General features: G+C 63.0%; 18 protein-coding genes. 3 read left to right on the forward strand and 15 right to left on the reverse strand.

Translation table 11 applies throughout. From position 1 onward, the window contains the following. Positions 1 to 187: 187 nt before the first annotated feature. From ACWTU8_RS00730 to ACWTU8_RS00740, 3 genes are all read right to left on the reverse strand, one after another. Positions 188 to 1,015, reverse strand: a complete 828-nt coding sequence (locus tag ACWTU8_RS00730) for a CaiB/BaiF CoA transferase family protein (protein ID WP_455848347.1) — start codon at positions 1,013 to 1,015, stop codon at positions 188 to 190. Positions 1,016 to 1,069: 54 nt separating this feature from the next. Further along, positions 1,070 to 1,831, reverse strand: coding sequence for a 3-hydroxyacyl-CoA dehydrogenase (locus ACWTU8_RS00735; RefSeq protein WP_455846661.1), 762 nt, complete (start codon positions 1,829 to 1,831; stop codon positions 1,070 to 1,072). Between the two features lie 190 nt (positions 1,832 to 2,021). Further along, complete coding sequence (locus tag ACWTU8_RS00740) at positions 2,022 to 2,558, reverse strand: GNAT family N-acetyltransferase (protein WP_065011894.1); 537 nt, start codon at positions 2,556 to 2,558, stop codon at positions 2,022 to 2,024. A gap of 282 nt (positions 2,559 to 2,840) precedes the next feature. On the opposite strand from ACWTU8_RS00740, the gene ACWTU8_RS00745 reads away from it, so the two are divergent. Beyond that, positions 2,841 to 3,830: a glutathione S-transferase family protein gene (locus ACWTU8_RS00745; protein ID WP_455846662.1), complete on the forward strand. Its 990-nt coding sequence runs from the start codon at positions 2,841 to 2,843 to the stop codon at positions 3,828 to 3,830. A 1-nt stretch (position 3,831) separates the two neighbouring features. Here the strand turns inward: ACWTU8_RS00745 and ACWTU8_RS00750 are convergent, their stop codons facing one another. Next, positions 3,832 to 4,332 carry an NUDIX domain-containing protein gene (locus tag ACWTU8_RS00750; protein WP_287092283.1) on the reverse strand — a complete coding sequence of 167 codons (501 nt, stop codon included), beginning with the start codon at positions 4,330 to 4,332 and terminating at the stop codon, positions 3,832 to 3,834. A 53-nt stretch (positions 4,333 to 4,385) separates the two neighbouring features. Between ACWTU8_RS00750 and ACWTU8_RS00755 the strand changes: the two genes are divergently transcribed. Then, positions 4,386 to 5,300 carry a metallophosphoesterase family protein gene (locus tag ACWTU8_RS00755; protein ID WP_029349821.1) on the forward strand — a complete coding sequence of 305 codons (915 nt, stop codon included), beginning with the start codon at positions 4,386 to 4,388 and terminating at the stop codon, positions 5,298 to 5,300. A 109-nt stretch (positions 5,301 to 5,409) separates the two neighbouring features. Here ACWTU8_RS00755 and ACWTU8_RS00760 read toward each other — a convergent pair whose 3' ends face one another. The 8 genes from ACWTU8_RS00760 to ACWTU8_RS00795 form a co-directional block, all read right to left on the reverse strand. After that, positions 5,410 to 6,033 carry a hypothetical protein gene (locus ACWTU8_RS00760; protein ID WP_095519236.1) on the reverse strand — a complete coding sequence of 208 codons (624 nt, stop codon included), beginning with the start codon at positions 6,031 to 6,033 and terminating at the stop codon, positions 5,410 to 5,412. 121 nt (positions 6,034 to 6,154) lie between these two features. Beyond that, on the reverse strand, positions 6,155 to 6,979 hold the full coding sequence (locus tag ACWTU8_RS00765) for an alpha/beta fold hydrolase (RefSeq protein ID WP_455846663.1): 825 nt from the start codon (positions 6,977 to 6,979) through the stop codon (positions 6,155 to 6,157). A gap of 120 nt (positions 6,980 to 7,099) precedes the next feature. Further along, positions 7,100 to 8,878, reverse strand: a complete 1,779-nt coding sequence (locus ACWTU8_RS00770; RefSeq protein ID WP_455846664.1) for a tetratricopeptide repeat protein — start codon at positions 8,876 to 8,878, stop codon at positions 7,100 to 7,102. Between the two features lie 296 nt (positions 8,879 to 9,174). Next, entirely contained in the window at positions 9,175 to 10,914 is a 1,740-nt protein-coding gene (gene leuA / locus ACWTU8_RS00775) for a 2-isopropylmalate synthase (RefSeq protein ID WP_455846665.1), read from the reverse strand. A 463-nt stretch (positions 10,915 to 11,377) separates the two neighbouring features. Continuing rightward, positions 11,378 to 12,466, reverse strand: a complete 1,089-nt coding sequence (locus ACWTU8_RS00780) for an AbrB family transcriptional regulator (protein WP_065011902.1) — start codon at positions 12,464 to 12,466, stop codon at positions 11,378 to 11,380. A 57-nt stretch (positions 12,467 to 12,523) separates the two neighbouring features. Then, complete coding sequence (locus ACWTU8_RS00785; RefSeq protein ID WP_455846666.1) at positions 12,524 to 12,832, reverse strand: putative quinol monooxygenase; 309 nt, start codon at positions 12,830 to 12,832, stop codon at positions 12,524 to 12,526. Between the two features lie 46 nt (positions 12,833 to 12,878). Further along, positions 12,879 to 13,679 carry an SDR family NAD(P)-dependent oxidoreductase gene (locus ACWTU8_RS00790; protein ID WP_455846667.1) on the reverse strand — a complete coding sequence of 267 codons (801 nt, stop codon included), beginning with the start codon at positions 13,677 to 13,679 and terminating at the stop codon, positions 12,879 to 12,881. Positions 13,680 to 13,745: 66 nt separating this feature from the next. After that, complete coding sequence (locus tag ACWTU8_RS00795) at positions 13,746 to 14,183, reverse strand: DsrE family protein (protein ID WP_455848348.1); 438 nt, start codon at positions 14,181 to 14,183, stop codon at positions 13,746 to 13,748. A gap of 98 nt (positions 14,184 to 14,281) precedes the next feature. Between ACWTU8_RS00795 and ACWTU8_RS00800 the strand changes: the two genes are divergently transcribed. Then, positions 14,282 to 15,361, forward strand: a complete 1,080-nt coding sequence (locus ACWTU8_RS00800; RefSeq protein ID WP_455846668.1) for a hypothetical protein — start codon at positions 14,282 to 14,284, stop codon at positions 15,359 to 15,361. 27 nt (positions 15,362 to 15,388) lie between these two features. Here the strand turns inward: ACWTU8_RS00800 and ACWTU8_RS00805 are convergent, their stop codons facing one another. From ACWTU8_RS00805 to ACWTU8_RS00815, 3 genes are all read right to left on the reverse strand, one after another. Next, entirely contained in the window at positions 15,389 to 16,318 is a 930-nt protein-coding gene (locus tag ACWTU8_RS00805) for a cation diffusion facilitator family transporter (RefSeq protein ID WP_455846669.1), read from the reverse strand. Positions 16,319 to 16,346: 28 nt separating this feature from the next. Further along, positions 16,347 to 18,536, reverse strand: a complete 2,190-nt coding sequence (locus tag ACWTU8_RS00810) for an anthranilate synthase (RefSeq protein WP_455846670.1) — start codon at positions 18,534 to 18,536, stop codon at positions 16,347 to 16,349. Positions 18,537 to 18,796: 260 nt separating this feature from the next. Further along, positions 18,797 to 19,870 (reverse strand): peptidase M14, encoded by a 1,074-nt coding sequence (locus tag ACWTU8_RS00815; protein ID WP_455846671.1) that lies wholly within the window; start codon positions 19,868 to 19,870, stop codon positions 18,797 to 18,799. Between the last annotated feature and the right edge of the window lie 54 nt (positions 19,871 to 19,924).

Raw genomic sequence — 19,924 nt, forward strand, 5'->3', positions numbered from 1 at the left:
CGGCAAGCGTCGGCCGGGAGCGCGAAAAAACGCGGGCCGGGGCGGGGCGCTCAAGCGCACCAGACGTCACAAAGGCGTTGCGGGCGCGATTGTGGGGACGATCCCTGGCTTCCCGCAGCGACAGAACCGGTGCAACACAAGCATCGGTCGCAGCACGGTCCCAGTCGTCCCGTGTCTTCTGCCCGATTCAATCGACAATGGCGGCGCGCATCTGCGGCCACAATGTCGTGTCGTATTGGGCGCGTACAAAACGTTCGTCGAGCGGCAGGAGTCTTGCGAATTCGGCGAAGAACCGGGGTTCAAGGCAGCCGACGGCGACGTGGCGTGCGTCCGCCGTCTCATAGGTATCGTAGAAGGGCGCGCCGGAATCGAGCAGGTTCGCGCCGCGCATGTCACTCCACACGCCCGCTCCCATCAAGGCGTGCACAGGTGTCGTCAGCATCGAAGCGCCCTCGGTCATCGCGGCGTCGATCACCTGGCCCCTGCCGGAGCGCGAACGCTCAAACAGGGCGGCCAGTGCGCCGGCAACCAGCATCACGGCGCCGCCGCCATAGTCGGCGACGACGTTGAGCGGTGGGACTGGCCGGCCTCCTTCCTGGCCGATGGCGTGCAGCACACCCGAATAGGCGAGGTAGGTGATGTCGTGGCCGGCACGATCCGATAGCGGTCCGTTATGGCCGAATCCCGTCGTGCGGCCGTAGATCAGCGCCGAGTTGCGTGCCAGTACCGCGTCCGGCCCAAGACCAAGCCGCTCCATGACATCGGGACGAAACCCTTCGCTCAGCATGTCGGCCTTTTCGGCAAGGCGCAGCACCAGTTCGGCGCCTTCCCAGCGCTTCAGATCAATCCGCAGGTTGGAGCGGCCGTGACGGTCGATGCCGTATTCATCCGGTAGCGTCAGGAACGGCCGGGTCGACCCAGCCCGCTCGATGCGCAGCACCTCGGCTCCCATCTCCGACAGCATCAGGCCGGCTAACGGCACCGGTCCAATCCCGGCCATCTCGATCACCGTCAGGCCGGCGAGCGGGCCGGTCTTCGCCTGCGGGGCGACTTAGGCACTCATGGTCGGCTACTTCGGCGCCATGCGGATGGCGCCATCGAGGCGGATGGTCTCGCCGTTGAGCATCTGGTTTTCGATGATGTGCAGCACAAGGGCTGCATATTCGGAAGGCTCGCCGAGACGGGACGGGAAGGGTACCGCAGCGCCAAGCGAATCCTGCACCTCTTGCGGCATGCCGGCCATCATCGGTGTCTTGAAGATGCCGGGCGCGATGGTGCAGACGCGAATGCCCGATCGGGCAAGGTCGCGCGCCACCGGCAGCGTCATGCCGACGACGCCGCCCTTGGAGGCTGAGTAGGCCGCCTGGCCAATTTGACCGTCATAGGCGGCGACCGATGCCGTGTTGACGATGACGCCGCGCTCGCCGCCCTCCAGCGGCTCAAGTTTCGCGGCCCGGTCGGCGACGAGGCGGATCATGTTGAAGGTGCCGATCAAATTGACCTCGATCACCTTGCGGTACTGCTCGAGCGGGTGCGGGCCGTCCTTGCCGATCGTTTTCATGCCGATGGCGATGCCGGCGCAATTGACCAGGATACGGGGTTCGCCGAACTTTTTTACCACTTCCGCCACTGAAGCAGCACCGCCGTCGGCGCTGCTTACGTCGCATTGGATGGCGATGCCGCCGATATCGGCCGCAATCTTCGCCGCACGCTCGATGCCGAGGTCGAGGATGGCAACGTCCGCGCCCTTCGCGGCCAGTGCACGTGCCGTCGCTTCGCCAAGGCCGGATCCGCCGCCGGTGACGATCGCAATCTGGCCGTTCGGGTTCATGTCGGCGTCCCCACCTAAAGCGCTCGCGTTATCTAAAGCGCGTCGCGTTGAAACGGATTCAATAAACGCGCTTTAAATCTCTGTTTTTATGCATGTCGTTACCCCAAAACCGCTGCGCACTTTTGGGCGACATTCACCATCGGCCACATGCTACGAAGCCCGACAGGACGGCGCAACCGCATCCGGACGGTCACGCCATCGCGGCGACGTTCGCGGCAATCCGTGCCTGATCGGCGTGGCAAACCTCCCCCACCAGCCTTGCCACCGCGCCCGGCACGATCTCGTGCGACAAAAGCCGGTCGAGATCGACCGGGCGCGGCATGGAGATTTGCCCACGCGGGATTCTCTTGAAGCCGAGCGGGCCGTAATAGGGCTCGTCGCCGACAAGCATCACGGCCGGCGTGCCGGCCTTGGCGGCGGCCTCCAGCGCGATTGCCACCAGCCGGCGGCCGATACCGAGATTCTTGAAGGCCGGCCGCACGGCAAGCGGTCCGAGCATCAGCGCGCGACCGGAGCCGGCCGCGATGCGCGTCATGCGCACCGAAGCGACAACGATATCGCCATCGACGGCCACGAAGGACAGGGCGCGTTCGTGCGGGCCGCCCTCACGGATCTTGTAGGCGCCCAGCACGAAACGGCCCGGCCCGAAGGCTTCGTCGTTTATGGCTTCGATTTCGGGGTCATGCGCCGGATTTTCCGGCAGGTATTTCACGTCGGCAAGGCTCATGGTCTTTGCGTTCCGGTATACGGGAAAAGGTTTGCTGCAAACGGCAGCGTTCGCCAGTCAGCGCTTCATCAAGCGCGGGCGCCCTTTCGTCGTCGGTCGAACCGGATCAAAGCGAAGTCGAACATGCGGATGTCCGCTAGCACCAATCTTCAGCCACTGCAATCGGCCGTTTGCTTGCCGCCCTTCGGTTGCCGCCCTGGCGATTGACGAACTGTTCAACGCCTGGCGATTTCCGCATCGTTGGTTTGTGCCTACATCCCTACAAAGACGAAAGGACATCGCATGGGATTGCTGGTCGGCGGCAAATGGCAGGACAGCGGGTACGACACCAAGGGCAGCGACGGCGAGTTTGTGCGGGCGCAGTCGCAATGGCGCGACTGGGTCACGGTTGACGGTACGCCGGCCGAAGGCCGCAAGCGCGGCTTCAAGGCCGAGCCGGGCCGCTACCACCTCTATGTCTCGCTTGCCTGTCCCTGGGCGCACCGGACGCTGATCATTCGAGCACTGAAGAAACTCGAGGACGTGATTTCCGTCTCGGTCGTCCATCATTTCATGGGCGCTAACGGCTGGACCTTCCTGGCCGAGGACGGCGCCACCGGCGACACGCTCTACGGTTTCGATTTCCTGCATCAGATCTACACCAAGGCCGATCACGCCTATTCCGGCCGCGTGACGGTCCCGGTTCTGTGGGACAGGCGAGAACAAACAATCGTCTCCAATGAGTCCTCAGAGATCATCCGGATGCTCAATTCAGTCTTCGACAAATGGGGCGATGCCAGCCTCGATTTCTATCCGAAAGCACTGCGCGGCGAAATCGACGCGGTCAATGCGCTGGTCTATCCCTCAGTCAACAACGGCGTCTATCGCGCCGGCTTCGCCACCACGCAAACGGCCTATGAAAAAGCGTGTGGCGAACTGTTCTCGGCGCTCGATCAACTCGAGGATCGCCTATCCCGCCGGCGTTATCTCGTCGGTGACCGCATCACCGAGGCCGATTGGCGGCTGTTCACCACGCTGGTCCGCTTCGATCCGGTCTATGTCGGCCATTTCAAGTGCAACCTGCGCCGCATCGCCGACTATCCGAACCTGTCGAACTATCTGCGCGACCTCTATCAGGTCCCAGGGGTCGCAGGCACGGTGAGCTTGCACCACATCAAGGCGCACTATTACGGCAGCCATGAAACGATCAACCCGACGCACATCGTGCCGGTCGGGCCGGAACTGGACTACGCGGCGCCGCATGATCGCAATCGGTTCAGGAAGGCGGCGTGACCTACCAGTAGGGCGACGCCGCCGCGCCGCCAAAAATCTCGGCAACCCGTCGCAGTGTGGCCGGCGTCGTTGCCTCCGGCAGGCGGTCGAGAGGAAAGAAACCGGCTGCGGCGATCTCGCGGTCCGGCAGCTTCGGCGCCGTCTGATTGAACTGCTCGACCAAATAGAGCCCGACATGGTCGCGGCGGCTGGCCCGACGGTTGAAATGCATCGATTTCAGCACCGGCGGCGCGGTCAATGCAATATTGCCCTCCTCGGAGAGCTCGCGCGCCAGCGCCTCGATCATCGTCTCGCCCAGCTCGACGCCACCGCCGGGAAGCTGCCAGCCCGGTACATAGGTGTGGCGAATGAGGAACACGGAATTGGACGTGCGGTCGTGGATCAAGCCGCGCACCCCGAGCGTCATCGGCCGCCGCAGCACGAAATACAGATGAAACAGCCTTGCCCTGAGACCCGGCCAGCCGGCCTGGCGGAAAACTTGTTCCAGATCGGGCTGCGTCATCACCCACGAAACCGTGGGTGGAAAGCAGCGCGCGCGTCGCTTATGAAGAGGGGATGTTCAGGCTCGCGCATATTTCCGATATCCATCTGGGACCGCTTCCCGGTGTAACCTATCGCGATCTCGCCTCCAAGCGGGTGGTCGGTTACGTCAACTGGCAGCGCAATCGCCGCCGCCACATGCGCGATGCCGTCATCGACACGATCGTCGCCGATATCAAGGCAAGCGCACCGGATCACCTTGCTGTCACCGGTGATCTGGTCAATCTGGCGCTCGACGGCGAGATCGAGATGGGCAAGCACTGGCTGGAGACGCTGGGTTCTCCCGATGATGTGTCGGTTGTTCCAGGAAACCACGACGCCTATGTGCCTGGCGCCTTCGACAAGGCCTGCCGGTCGTGGACGGCATGGATGACCGGCGACGGCATCAATACGCCGATCGATCGCGACGCCTTTCCGTATCTGCGCGTGCGTCGCAACGTCGCGCTGATCGGTGTGACGACGGCGCGGGCCACGGCTCCGTTCATGGCCAACGGCTTCTTTCTGGAAGACCAGGCGGAAAGGCTGCGCGAAGTGCTCGATGCCACGGCCAAGCTCGGACTGTTCCGGGTGATCATGATCCACCATCCGCCAGTGCGCGGCGCCGTTTCGCAGCCCAAGCGGCTGTTCGGCATTGCCCGCTTCCACAAGGTCGTTCAGCGGCACGGGGCCGAGCTTGTGCTGCACGGCCATTCGCACGAGCCGACGCTGTTCTCCATCAAAGGGCGCGGCGCCAAAATTCCGGTGGTCGGCGTCGCCGCCGCAGGGCAGGCGCCAGGCGGCAGGCGTCCGGCGGCGCAATATAATCTGTTGGAGATCGATGGCGATAAGGACAATTGGCGGATCAGGCTGACGCGACGTGGCCTGACCGGCCCGGCCATCCCGCCTTCCGATCTGGAGATTCTGGAGCTTGGCGCGGACGCTATGGCCTAGAGCCTATTCCATCCCGATGGAATCGGGATGGGGCTCTATCTTCTTGTTTGACCATGACCTTTTCCGGAAACCGGATTCCACTATGGCTACGCGGACCTTCGGTTCAGGGTCATGGTCTAAAAACCAGTCCCATCGCAACAAGGCGGTCCCAGAACAACACGATCGATACAGCCAGCCCGACCAGGGCGCCGGCGGCGATCAGGCCAAGACCGGAGAGAAACGCCGACCAACCCTTGCCGCGCCGCACGGATCGCAGTGGCGGCTCGGCTTCCGGGACCAAGGCACGTTTCAGGCTGGCGACAGCCTGCTCGACCCCGCCTTCCATCATTCGCTGGCGTTCGACGACGCGCTCCGCGACGTAGCGCGTCACCTGATCGGCAACCGGTTTCATCTCGGTTGATTCGGCGAGCACCACCCGGCCGATGCGCGTGTCCTTGAGGAAGCGATAGGTGCGGCGGTCGCGCCCCATGGCGACATGGCTGACGGCGTCGATCCATAGGCGCGGCTGCAGCCCGGACGAGACGGCGAAGTCGAAATTGTCCATGTCGGCGGGCACGTCGGCGAAGATGGGCGCGAGTTCGGCAGCAAGCAAATCGAGCCGCATGCGATGCGCCTCGCGCATGTCGACTACGACGTCGTCGCGGTCGGCGAAGGCGTTTTTCACGTCGCGTATGGCGTCGGACAGTTTTCGCGACTGATCGATCTGGGTGATGTTCTCGCCTGCATCCTTCATCGGCGTTGCCTCGCGGGTTTGGTTAACACCGAATTAACACAGCCGTTGGCAAAATGCACTTGCGAGATCGACAGGCCTTTAAGCGGCTTACCAGACCAAAAGCCAGCCCGAAGCCGCACCATCAGTCTTTGGCAGGCAGGGATCGATCCGCCGCGGCGGCGGATTTTGGACGACGCGGCCTGCTGCGGCGTTTCATGTTGCGGCGGACGATCTCGGCGATAAGACCGGGCGCTTCCTCGACCAGCATATGGCCGGCCTCCAACACGTGGTGCAGGTGGAAATGCGCCGGCAGACTATCGGCCTGTGTGAAGGGCAGCACCGCGTCATCTATCCCCCAAACCACCATCACCGGCATATCAAGTGTTTCGAGCCGTTCGCGCGAGATGACGCCCTGCCGATCACCCCTGGTCATAGAGGCCGCGATCTCGACAAGTTTCTGCAACTGGCCGAGACGTGCACGCATTTCGCCAAGCATATCCACGATGCGCTCCGAGGGCAGGCTTTGCGGTCCGGACATGGCGGCCAGGCAGGCGCGAATTTCACTCTTGCCGGCAGCGGCGGCGTAACGGCGCAACAGCGGCCCGTTGATCTCAGTCCCAAAACCGCCCGGCGCCAGAAGCGTCAGCGAGGCTATCCTTTCGGGCTCGGCCAATGCCATCAGCACTGCCGCCGCACCGCCCATCGAATGGCCGACAAGATGCACCCTCCTAATTCTGCGTGCGGCGAGGTCTGCAAGAACGGCCCGAGCGGCCGCCTTGGCCGGGCCACCACCCGGGAAATCGAGGGATAGCCCATGGCCCGGAAGATCATAGGCCAGCGTCCGTGAACCAAGTGCCAGTGTCGAAATCACCTCCTGCCAGTCGCCGTGACAACCGCCGAAGCCATGCAGGAAGACAACCGTCTTCGGGCCGGCGCCCCGTTCGGCAGCGTAAAGGGATGAAATCATGAATTTTATGGTTTTATTGCAAAATCAAACAGGACGCGAGATTCCAGATTGTGGCTCGACTGCGCCTTGTCCAAGCCGATGGCCAGTAAGATTTCCGCGATCAGCCGTGCGTTAGAAGCGCTAGCTGGCATTGCCGAGCCCGGCGGCACGCAACGCCTCGACCAGCCGGTCGATCAGATCGGCGGGGTATCTCCGCTCGACAAAGGTTGCGCGCGGATCTGCAGCGAATTTCGGGAATTTGACAGTCATCTCGTCCGCGAGTTCGTGCGCCAGTTGATTGCGGCCGGTTGCCTTCGCGCCGATCAGCCGCGCAGCCAGATAGTGCGATTTCGTGGGCGTCGCTTGCAACGCATCACTGGCAAGCGCGGCCTTATTCATATCGCCCGCCATGAACTGCCCGACGAAAAGCCCGTAGTCCCACCAGGTCGGATGGGCGCTGGAAGTTTCGGCGGCGTGAGCTAGGATAGGTGTTCCCTCCCTATACCTGCCGGCAAAAATCAGCCCATAGGCGTAAGCTGCCGCCATGCTGAGGTCGTAAGGGTTAAGTTCGTAGGCCTTGTGCATCCAGCGGATCGATTCCTCCGAATTGCCGAGGCGGGAATTGAGATAGCCATAGGCACGGTGGGCATAGGGACTGGTCGGCCCCATCTGCACGGCGCGACGGGCAAGCGACATCGCCTGTTCGATCGTTGCGCCGGCCGGATAGGCGTAGTGATCTGTGGCCGCCTCGAGATGCAGGGTCGCGAGCTCCGAATAGACGAGTGACGATTTCGCATCCCGGTTGATCAGGTTTTCGAGACAGCGATAGGCAGCCTCATGGGTTTTGGCGCCCTGGTCGAGATAGTACTTGTCGTTGAGCAGCAGACATTCCGTCAGGCCGGTCTGAAGGCCGCTCTGTTCGATGTAGTTGTAGATCGTGCCAGAGGCGGGAACGGCCGAACTCAAAATGCCGGCGACACTATCCTCGACGGTGGAGGGTGTGCTGTCGGCGGCAGTCAAGTTGCGTGACAGCAGGACCCGTCCGGTCGCCACGCTTTGAAGCTCCAGAGTGACATCGCCGGCCGTTGGTCCCGGCAAGACGTCGAATACGAAGCTGATTGCATCGGTGACCGGATCGGGCGGGCCGTCGGCGTCCCGACCGATGAAGTTGACCGTGTCGAAGCCGCTGAGGCCGGCGCGCAGCGATGCCGCGACGCGGGCAGCCTCGGCGCTGCTGGTTTTCACCGCAATGTAGACGAGCGGAAGGCTTTCAATCGGAGCCCATGGCGCAATGCTGCCGGTTGCCACCGCGTTTTCGATCGTCGAAGCGGCATCGCTTCCCGCCAGCAATGCGCCGCTTCCCTGGCGAAGGATCAGCACGCCCAGCATGGCGATGACCAGAGCGATCGCCAACCAGAAGAACTGGAGATGGCGCAGCAGCGACGGCGCCGGCTCGCGAACGACAGGGGACATCAACGATACGGCAGGTGCGGCCATGCGGGGCTCTTCGAGCGACCCCGACAAGGTGGCAGCCGCCTCGGTGTGTTTCTTCGGCGCCGGCTCGGCCGGCAGGCGGATCGCGTTGAGTTCATAGGATGGAACATAGCCGCCACGCGGAATGGCGATGCGGATCGGCTCGGCAACGCCCTCATTGGCGAAGTAATGCTGCAGAAGCTCGCGCAGCCTGCCCGCCTGCACCCGGACCACGGCGTCGGTCGACGGATCGAAATCGCCGTCCTTGCCGAAAACATCCATCGCGATGGAAAAGCCCTTGAGCTTGTCGGCTTCGCCTGCCTGCTCGCGCTCGACCAGATAGCGAAGCAGCTTACGCGCTCGTTCGGATCTCCCGAACGTTTCGCTGGCTAGCAATCGCTCCAACGTCTCGCGCACTGCGGGGGCGGCAGGCGTGGCATGCTGCAAGTGTCGATCCTTTCGAAGTCGGCACAGGTTGAGACGCAATCATATAGAGCCTGCACTGCCAGACAAGCATGCATCCATTATGCGATCGCGTACCCCACCGGATAATTTTCCGGTGGTTAATGGCGCGAAAGGCCAGAGCAAGAAGATACCTTGTGGGTTCATCTTGCTCCAGCGCTGTTAGCTTTCGACAGCTTGTCTAGAGCGGTTCATCTTTGGTAGAACCGACGAACGGCTCTAAGTATTTGTTTTTACGCAATTCGGACGGAAAACCGCTACACACTTTTCCTGGGATTGCTCTACTCGACCTTTCGGCCGACAATGCGATTGGCGGCGGAAACCACGGCTTCCAGCGAAGCGGCCACGATGTTGGTGTTGATGCCGGCGCCGAACAGCTTGCCGCCGGGATGCTCCATCTCGACATAGGAGATGGCCGAGGCATTCGAGCCGCGCTGCATGGAGTGCTCCGAATAGTCGAGCACCGACATCGGCACGCCGACATGGCGCGACAGCGCGTCGACAAAGCCGTCGATCGGGCCGGTTCCGGAGCCTGAAATCGTCACCTCCTTGCCCCTGTCGAGGATGATCGCCTCCACCGCACGCCGGCCCTTGGTCTCAAGGTCCGGATAGGTGTGGTGGTCGAGGAACTTCAGCCGCGCGCCGGGCTGATCGACATAGGTGTCGAGAAAGCGCTCATAGATGCGCTTGGCCGGCACCTCCTTGCCTTCGGCGTCGGTGATCGCCTGGATCGCTTGACTGAACTCGATCTGCAGGTTGCGCGGCAGGTTGAGGCCGTAGTCCGCCTGCAGCACATAGGCGATGCCGCCCTTGCCGGACTGCGAGTTGATGCGGATGATCGCCTCGTAATTGCGCCCGACATCGGCGGGATCGATCGGCAGATAAGGCACTTCCCAGTAGGGCGTGTTGGCCTTGCGCAACGCCTTCATGCCCTTGTTGATGGCATCCTGGTGCGAGCCGGAAAAGGCCGTATAGACGAGCTCGCCGACATAGGGATGGCGCTCGGGGATCTTCAACTGGTTCGAATATTCATAGACGTCCTTCATCCGATTGATGTCGGAGCAGTCGAGCTCGGGATCGACGCCTTGCGTGTACATGTTGAGCGCCAGCGTGACGATGTCGACATTGCCGGTGCGCTCGCCATTGCCGAACAGCGTGCCTTCGACGCGGTCCGCGCCCGCCATCAGACCGAGTTCGGTGGTGGCAACGCCGGTGCCGCGGTCGTTGTGCGGATGCAACGAAATGAGCAGGTTCTCGCGGTTGTCGAGATTGCGGCACATCCATTCGATGCGATCGGCATAGATGTTGGGTGTCGACATCTCGACCGTGGACGGCAGGTTGATGATCAGCTTGTTTTTCGCCGTCGGCTTCACGATTTCGGTGACGGCGTTGCAGATTTCCAGCGCCACTTCGAGCTCGGTGCCGGTAAAGCTCTCCGGCGAATATTCAAAACGATAACCGCCGCCGGCCTTCGCCGCCATGTCGGTGATCATCTTGGCCGCATCGGTGGCGATCCGCCTGATGCCAGCAACGTCCTTCTCGAAGACGACGCGGCGCTGCAATTCGCTGGTCGAATTATAGAAATGCACGATCGGGTTGGTGGCGCCCTGCAGCGCCTCGAAGGTGCGGGTGATCAGTTCCGGCCGGCACTGCACCAGTACCTGCAGCGAGACATCGGCTGAGACATTGCCCTCTTCGATGCACCAGCGGGCAAAATCGAAATCGGTCTGCGAGGCCGACGGGAAGCCGATCTCGATCTCTTTGAAGCCCATGTCGAGGAGCAGGGCGAACATGCGCGCCTTGCGCTCGTGGCCCATCGGGTCGATCAGCGCCTGGTTGCCGTCGCGCAGGTCGACCGAGCACCAGATCGGCGCCTTGTCGATGACCTTCGAAGGCCAAATTCGGTCGGTGAGACCGACCGTCGGGTAGGGTTGGTATTTCCGGGCTGCCTCCGGCATGCCCCGCGCTGCATCCTTGCCCATCTCCCCGCTGTCTGCGCGGATCTCTTCTCGTGCGTTCATTGTCGTCTCTCCCGGCGGCTCGCGGGATCCGCCTTCAGGCGGATTTGGTGCCGAGCGGCGCCTTTACCAGATGTTCATTCACTTGATGTGACTTGCCAATTTTGAGACTGGCCAAGGAGCATGCGCGTGAGCGGCGGTTCGACCGCCGGGCGCTCCTTCAGCGAACCCGGCGATCGCCGATAAGGCCGAGAAGCAGCAGAGCGGAAGCAAGCGCGCGCACGGTCTCGCCAGCAAAGCCAGTCTGACGGGAAGCGACGGAGGTGGCGCGGTTGATCATGGCGGTTTTCATACAGGAGCAGCCAAAGAGAGGCAAGTGGGGCCGAACGACTGGCGTTTCCTATACCTACCCGACGCAGTCCTGTGCGACTTGGGCTGGTCCTTCAGCGGCCGCGAGCAGATTGCGTGGCGCCTGATCCATTTAGGTGACAGCGCCGCAGGTCTTTCTGGAGCCGCAAATTACCCTCTATTCCCTCAGACTTCGCGCCACCAGCCGCGCCACGCTCGGTCCGACCAGCAGCACGACGAGGAAGCGGGCCGATTGCAGCGCCATGACGAAGGAGATGTCGACGTGCTGTGCGGCGGCGGCGATGATGGCGACGCTGTCCATGCCGCCGGGGCTGGTCGCCAGATAGGCGGTCAGCGGATCGATGCCGAGCACATGACTGATCATGAAGCCGAGACCGCCGCAGAAGGCGATGAGGATGATGATCGAACCGACGATCTGCGGCAGCGCACGCGTCGCGTGCTGCAGAATTGCCCTGGTGAAATTCAGGCCGATGGTCCAGCCGATCATCGTATAGCCGAGGGCAAGCAGCCAAGGCGGCAACTGCATCGGCACGCCTAGTCCGAGATGCACAGCAGTGCCGAAAATGAAGGTGCCGAGGAAGAAGGGTGACGGCAGCCTGAGCAGCTTTCCGATGAGGCTGCCGACGAGCGCCACGCCAAGTGTCCCGGCAAAGGCTGTTGGATCGATCGGCGGGAACCAGATGACGGCCGGGACCTCGATGCCTGATGTGTCGACCCACATCTTTGCAACAAGTGCGGCAGTCACCGAGACGAAGATGACGCGCAGATATTGCATGAAGGCGACGAGGCGCTGATCGGCGCCGAAGGCGCCTGCCATCAGCACCATGGCGGTGGCCGCGCCCGGCGATGAGCCCCAGACGGCGGTGGTGCCGGGCAGGATGCGCCAGCGGCTGATCAGCCAGCCGAGCAGGCTGGACGCCGCAACGGTTGCCACCACGGTGCCGAGGAACAGTGGCCATTCCTTGTAGAAGACCGGGAAGATGTCAGGGGAGATCGAAGCGGCGACAAGGCAGCCAACGATCGCCTGGGCGGCGCCGAACAAAGGGCGCGGCACGCGCACCGTGGCGCCGTTGGTGCCGGCCAGGATCGCCGCCAGCATCGGTCCGATCAGCAGCGCTGCCGGCAAGGCGCCGAATTCAAGCGCGCCGGCAAACAGGATCGAGAAGATCAGCAGTGCCAGCCACTGCCAGACTTTGGGCACCCGCGCCATGCGTTCGACGGTCGGCTGGTCTGGCAGGGAATCCATTTTTCGGTCTTAGCCCCGAAGCGGGGAGATGCGAACCCCCGCGGCGGTGAAAATGCGTTAGCCGGTTTTGACGGCCGGCAGGCCGAAGCCGCCTACGGGCCGGGTCTCGACCTGGAATTCGAAGCCGGCGATGATCGCCCGCGCCTTGGCAATCGCCGCTTGGACTTCCGGCAGTTGCAGCGAAGCCTTGTGGCTTGCCTGGTCGGTCCACACTTCGGTCACCCAGATCGCGTCGGCATCCGCCGGATCGGTGGCGATGATGTAGCTCAGGCAGCCAGGCATGGCGCCGGTGCTGGCAAGCAGGACATCCATCATTGCGTCGCGCTGGCCGCGTGTCGCCCGCATCTTGCCGATCAGACCGTACATTGCCGTTTTCTCCGTTGGCTTCCGCGGTAAGTATGCAGGTCGCCGCTCACGGCATCAACTGGCCACCATTCACCTCGATCACCTGGCCGGTGATGTAACCGCTCAACAGAGCGGACGAGAGGAACAGATAGGCGCCGACGCAGTCCTCGGGCGTGCCGGCGCGGCCCTGCGGAATGGTAGCAACCATGCCCTTCATCTGCTCCTCGGTCGAATAGCGCTCATGGAAAGGCGTAGCGATGGTGCCCGGCGCCACCGCGTTGACGCGGATGTTGAAGCCGATCAGTTCCTTGGCCATGCCGCGGGTCACATTGGAGACGAAGGCCTTGGCCGAGCCATAAAGGCCGGCGCCGCCGCCGGCGCCATTGCGCGCCGCAATCGACGAGGTGTTGACGATGAAGCCGCCCTGGCGCTTCAGCCATGGCATCGCCTTGCGCGAGGCGGTCAGCACGGAGCGGGCGTTGAGGTCCATCACCGCGTCGTAATGCGCCTCGGTCTGCTCGGCATAGGGTACGCGCCCAAGCATGCCGCCGGCATTGTTGACCAGGCCATCGAGCCGGCCGAAGTGTTGCGCGCTGTCCTCGACGACGCGCTCGACATCGGCGGAGATCGAGAAATCGCCCTGGATCAGGAATACCTCGCCGCCTCCGTTGCGGATGGTCCCGGCCAGGTTTTCGGCAGCTGCCCGACTGGAATTGTAATGCAGTGCGACGCGGCATTTCTGCGCGGCGTAGGCCAGTGCAAGTGCCGCCCCGATGCCGGTCGAAGCGCCGGTGATCAGCACCGCCTTGCCGGCGAGGTCGGGGATGACCAGGGTGGGGGTGACAATGGCGGTTATGGTGGATTGCACGTCTATCCCTCCGGGACTCCCCCCTTCGTAGGGCCTCGCCGCCCTCATGTTCAAGTCAGTAGCGGTTCAGGGCCGCAAATAGGCGTAGCCCTGGCGCTGCAATTCGGCGAGCTTGACGACACCGCCGGTCTCGGCGGCATGAAAGCCGTCGAGCAGATCGGTGAGCGCAACATCCATGCCATGCATGGTGTTGGCGCAGGCATGTGAGGTCAGCCCGTCGCGGACCAGGCCGGAAAAACGGCTGGAAATGGCAGCTGATGCGCTCTTCGACTTGAAAGCGGCGAGTGCCGGGCCATGCACGACCAGCACGATGTCGACCTTGCCGCCGGTGCCCTCATAATGGTTCTTGATATTGCCCAAAACGAACCCGACCTTGTCGAGGTCGCTGAGGTGATAGGCGACCTTCTGCCTTTCCTCTTCTACGGCCGCTGCCTTGACGGGGCGCAGCCCGAAAAGGCCGGCGGATCCGGCAAGGCTCAAGCGGAAAATATCGCGGCGTCGCATCATGTCGTTCTCCAGAATGCCGTCCTCGCAAATTGCGTGGCTTCGGCCTCGATCCTAGCATAAATTGAAGTCACGTCCTGTCGGGCGAGGAGGGGCAGATGACATCGAATACCATTGTGGGCGCCGGACTTGGTGTCGCCTTGCTTGCCGCTGTTGCCGGCACCGCCCTTGCCGAGGATACGCCTAAGCTCACCGAACTCAGCCCGGACGGCAAGGATGCCTGTTTCGGGCGTGTCTATGATGCCGCGCATCTCAAGGTACATCCGAACCAGAAGGTGGGACGGATTTTCTTCTACTACGGCAGCGATCCGGTCAGCCATCCCAACGAGGAGCCGAGCAGCGGTCCGTCCGGCTACAACGGCTTCATGGCGACGACGGTGCGCGGCGCCAAGAAACCCGAGTGGGTTGGCGGTTGGTGCGGCAAGGATGATCCGCAGTCGAGCGAGCTTCATTGCGGTATGGAATGCGACCGCACCATGGCCTTACTGAACGTTGATGAAAAAGGCCGGCTGATCGTCTCCGGCGTGCATCGCAACCTTTATCTCGATGCTGGCGCCGAGGATGAGCTGGGTGAAAAGGAATACGCCAAGCAGGCACTCGGCACAGAAGACGACGGCTTTCGGCTCGACCGTATGCCGACGCAGACCTGCAAGGCCGAATTCGCGCGCATCGATCCGGTCGATCCGGCGCTGGGAGCACCGCTGCGTGAGCGGCTGAAACCGGACCAGCCGTTCTGCTACGGGCGCGACTACGATGCCGCGCATCTCGACTCGCATCCCGATCAGCTTACCCACACCATCAGGGTTTTCCGGGGCCCGATCGAGCTGGCCTCCTTCGCCAAGGGCGGCGATCCGGCAAGCTGGCCAAGCGGCGCCGACATAGCTGTTTCCGTAACCACGCGTCGGAACGCCGCCGAGGTCACGCAGAACTACAGTTGTGACGGCGAAGCGGACCAGTGGCGCTGTGTCGCGAGCGGAAAGACGAGCGACTTTTCCTGCGACATCGCAGCCAGGGAGATTTATCTGCGCCGCGGCGCCAACGGCACGATGATGCTGGCCAATCCCAACAGCAGCCTGCCGATCATCGACCTATGCTCGAAGACGGCCGAAGGCGAGACCGCATCCGACGACAAGGTCTACCGGCTGGAGCCGATGCCGCAATCCGCCTGCACGCCTTGAGAAGTTTTGAGGGCCTACAGAACCGCCTCACGCGAACGGCACGGCCGTCGTGCCCTTGGGCAGCTTTGCCTCGTCGTCGGGCTCGACATGAATGGTGACGCGCACCGAGGGGATCTCGGCCTTCAGCGCATCCTCGATGCGGTCGCAAATGACGTGGCTGGCGCCCACCGACATATCGGCATCGACGACCAGGTGGAACTCGATGAAGGTGGCGCGGCCGGCAATCCGCGTCTTCAGATCGTGGACTTCCATTGCGCCCTTGCAATTGGCCGAAATGACGTCGCGGATGTGCATGTGCTCCTGTGTATCGACGGCGCGGTCCATGAGCCCGTTCATCGACGAGCCGATGACGTGCCAGCCCTGCCACAGGATGTTCAGCGCGACGATGACGGCAAGAGCGGGATCGAGGACTTGCCAACCGGTGAGCACGGCACCGACCAGAGCAATGAACACGCCGACGGAGGTCGCCACGTCGGTCATGATGTGCCTGCCGTCGGCAACCAGTGCCGGCGACTTCTCGGCACGGCCGGCACGGATCAGCGTTAAGGCCCAGAAGGCGTTGATCACTGTCGCGACACCGTTGATGGCGAGGCCGGTCCAGGGCTGTTCGAGTGGGGCGGGATGCCGCAAGGACCACCACACTTCGTTGAGGATCAGCAGGGCTGCCAGAACGATCAGCACGCCTTCCAGCACGGCCGAGAAATACTCGGCCTTGTGATGGCCGAATGGATGATCCTGGTCGGCCGGCTTGTAGCTGACATGGATCGCCCAGTAGGCTGCGGCCGAGGCAATGACGTTGACGATCGATTCCAGCGCGTCCGAATACAGCGCGACGGAACCGGTGACGTGCCAGGCCGCCAGCTTCAGGCCGAGCACGACGAAAGCGACGACTATCGACCAGAAGGCGAGGCTGGCGACCTTGCGCTTGGCGGCGGTTTTCGGATCGATAGCGGTCATTGATTGCTTCCGGCCGCCGAAACCGGAGCTAAGCCGCCTTTTCCTTGGCCTTGCGCGGCAGATGCGCAACGATGTTCTCGATGATGCGCATGCCGGCATTGTGTCCGAGAGTCATGATCGATTCCGGGTGGAACTGCACCGCAGCGATCGGCTCCTTGCTGTGCTCGAAGGCCATGATGACGCCTTCTTCCGTTTCGGCCGTGACGACGAAACCATCGGGCAACCGCACCGGATCGGCGAAGATCGAGTGATAGCGGCCGACCGTCACCTCCTTGGGCAGGCCGGAAAAGATGATGCCCGGCTTCGACACGCGGATGCGCGACGGTTTGCCATGCATTGGCACGTGCAGCTGCCGCAGCTCTCCGCCATAGGCCTCGGCCAGCGCCTGCAGGCCGAGGCAGACGCCGAAGATCGGCAGGTCGCGCGCGCGGGCCCGTTTGATGGTGGCGGCGCAGTCGAAGTCCTTCGGCGTGCCGGGACCGGGCGACAGCACGACCAGGTTGGGTTTCAGCCGGTCGAAGACCTCGTCCGGCACAGGTGTGCGCACGGTCGAGACATTGGCGCCGGTCTGGCGAAAATAGTTGGCCAGCGTGTGGACGAAGGAGTCCTCGTGGTCGACCAGCAGGATGTTGACGCCGTCGCCGACGCGCGCGGTGGCGCGTTCGGTGTCGGCGGCATTGCCTGACTTGGCGTCGCGGATGGCGGAGATCATGGCAGATGCCTTCAGTTCGGTTTCGGCTTCTTCTTCCTCGGGAATGCTGTCGAAGAGCAGCGTGGCGCCGGCGCGCACCTCGGCGATGCCATCCTTGATGCGGATGGTGCGAAGCGTCATGCCGGTGTTCATGTCACCGTTGAAATTGACCATGCCGATCGCCCCGCCATACCAGGCGCGCGGGCTCTTCTCGTTCTGCTCGATGAAGCGCATCGCCCATAATTTCGGCGCGCCGGTGACGGTGACCGCCCAGGCATGCGACAAGAACGCGTCGAAGGCGTCCATGCCTTCGCGCAGCCGCCCCTCGATGTGATCGACGGTGTGGATCAGCCGCGAATACATTTCGATCTGGCGGCGGCCGATGACGCGCACCGAGCCTGGGTCGCAAACCCGCGACTTATCGTTGCGGTCGACGTCCGAGCACATGGTCAGCTCGGATTCGTCCTTCTTCGAATTGAGCAATTTCAGGATCTGCTCCGAATCGGAAATGGCGTCGTCGCCGCGCTTGATCGTGCCGGAGATCGGGCAGGTCTCGACACGGCGGCCGTTGACGCGCACGAACATTTCGGGCGAGGCGCCGATCAGGTATTCGCCTTCGCCGAGATTGATGAAGAAGGAATAGGGCGACGGGTTGATGGTCTTCAGCTTGCGTGAAATGTCGGAAGGCGGTGTCTCGCAGCGCTCGTAGAACATCTGGCCGGGCACCACCTCGAACAGGTCGCCGCGTTTGAAGCTCTCCATCGCCTTGCGCACCAGATTGGCATATTCGCCCGGCTCATGGTCGCCGCGCGGCGGGATGCGGTCGGCGGTCTTGAACGGCTCGACGATTTCGTCGCGCGGCATTCCCTCCGTTGAAAACCCGTCCGCCGAATAGTCGTAGCGGTCGGTCCAGGCCTTGGTCGAATAGTGATCGACGACCAGGATCTCGTCGGGCAGGAACAGCATAAGGTCGCGCTGGCTTTGCTGGCGCTCGAGCTTGTACTCGACCGGATCGAACTGGAAGGCGAGATCGTAGCCGAAGGCGCCGTAGAGGCCGAGATTGGCGTCTTCCTCCGTCTTGAACAGAGCGGTGATGGCGCGCAACACGGTGAAGACGGAGGGAACGCGGCTGCGTTCTTCTTCAGTGAAGACACGGCCGGGCTTGGCTACATCAAGGCGGATCAGTTTTTTCGAGGTCTCGGCGATCGTCACGTCGTCAAGCCCGCCGAGTGCCTTGCCGATCACCGGCAGAAGCACCTCGCCACGGCTGTTCAGCGCCTCGATGCGCATGGCGCGGCCGCGCGCCGAGATCACCAGCGGCGGGTCGATGATGGCGGTGTCCCAGCGCGTATAGCGGCCGGGGTATTCGTAATTGGAGGAAAACACGGCGCCACGGCGTGAATTCAGCCCGTCGATATAGGCGTCGATCGCGCCTTCATAAGGCCGGTCATGGCGCTCGCGGGTAATCGTCACGCCACCCGCCGTGACGAAGCGCTCCGCCCCGTTCTCCAGAATTTTCGTCGTCATTGCCGTCTCCATCAGCGTCTTGGGTATATCAGCGTCTTGGGGCAACGGACCCGGGGCATGGCTTGAAAAAACAAATGGCCGCCCGGACATTCCGTTGCGGCCACCTTCTATTTTCACGCGCACGCGTTCGAACAGGCCGCTGTCAGCGAGCCCACCACCAAACGGTCTTGATCGAGCGCATGTTCATGGCAATTCCAATAGCGGCGATTGAACGGCCACGCAACTGGATTCAATGAAGCGCTTGGCGAAGGGCATAGGCCTCAGTCCTCCAGCGTCCCCGACCTTGCGTCGGCGCTCTTCCTGTCGCCGACCAGCTTCAGCAGGTCTTCGCCGGCACGGATGATGCGCCGGGAACGCCGTGTCAGGATGATGCCCGACTGCGGTGCGAACACTTGCGTGCGGCCGTCGGGCTCACCTGGCGCATGGACGATGGTGGCAAGCAGTGCGCCTTTTGCCACATGGTCGCCGGGCTTCACCTCGTAAAGGACCGCGCCCGCTCGGGGCGCCGGCATCATGTCGATGTTTTCGAGCGGTGCGACAATGCCGGTGCAAAAATTAGGGCCGGCAAGGCTGCCGGGCGCGGGCAGGGTCTGATCCACGATCACGCCGCGTGCCACCAGCAGCCGATAGAGCCCTTCGGCATCTGAGGCGGCCAGAGCGCCATCGACATCGAGTATGCCGCGATATTCGACCGTGGTGGCGACGCGCCGGTCGAGGCGCGCGACGTCGGCGGGAACGTTCTGGTACGGCATGATCAAGGCGCCCTCGAAGGTGCCGTCGGTGTCCTCATCCCACAGCACCACCGCGTCGACGCCCATGGCGGCCGCGCAATCCGCCATCGCCGGCCACAGGCTGGTGTGGACATAGAGGTAGGCGAGGCCCTCGTCGTCGCAATGCAGGTCGAGCACAATGTCGTGGCCGATGGAAACCTGCAGCAGCCGGATCTTCAGCCGCTGGTCGACGGTGCCACGGGTCGTGTCCGGCAGGAGTGAGATGTCGGGCGCGGCCAGCAGCGGAAAGCCGCGGTTGAAGTTGGTGCGGGTGCCCAGATGGAAGCGGCCCTGATGCTCGCCGAAATGATACTGGGCGCGGCCGATCGGATTGGCTTGCGGTACGACGGTGATATTGCCCTTGATGCGGCCCTCCGCTTCGGCTTTTCCGAGCATCGGCATCAGCGCGTCGATGGCGACGACGCCCGGCAGTTCGCCGGCGTGCAGCGCTGCCTGCAGATAGGCCGAAGATGCCGATTTGTCCGCTCCCTCGAAGCGGAACACCGGGAATTCATAGGAAACGCCCTCGCTGTCGCCGGCGATGCGCTCGATCGATTTTTGCATGATATTCCTCCAAGAAAGAGGCCGAACACATGCCCTTTCGCCGATACCCTGTCG

It is taken from the genome of Mesorhizobium sp. BHbdii (genome assembly GCF_053848045.1).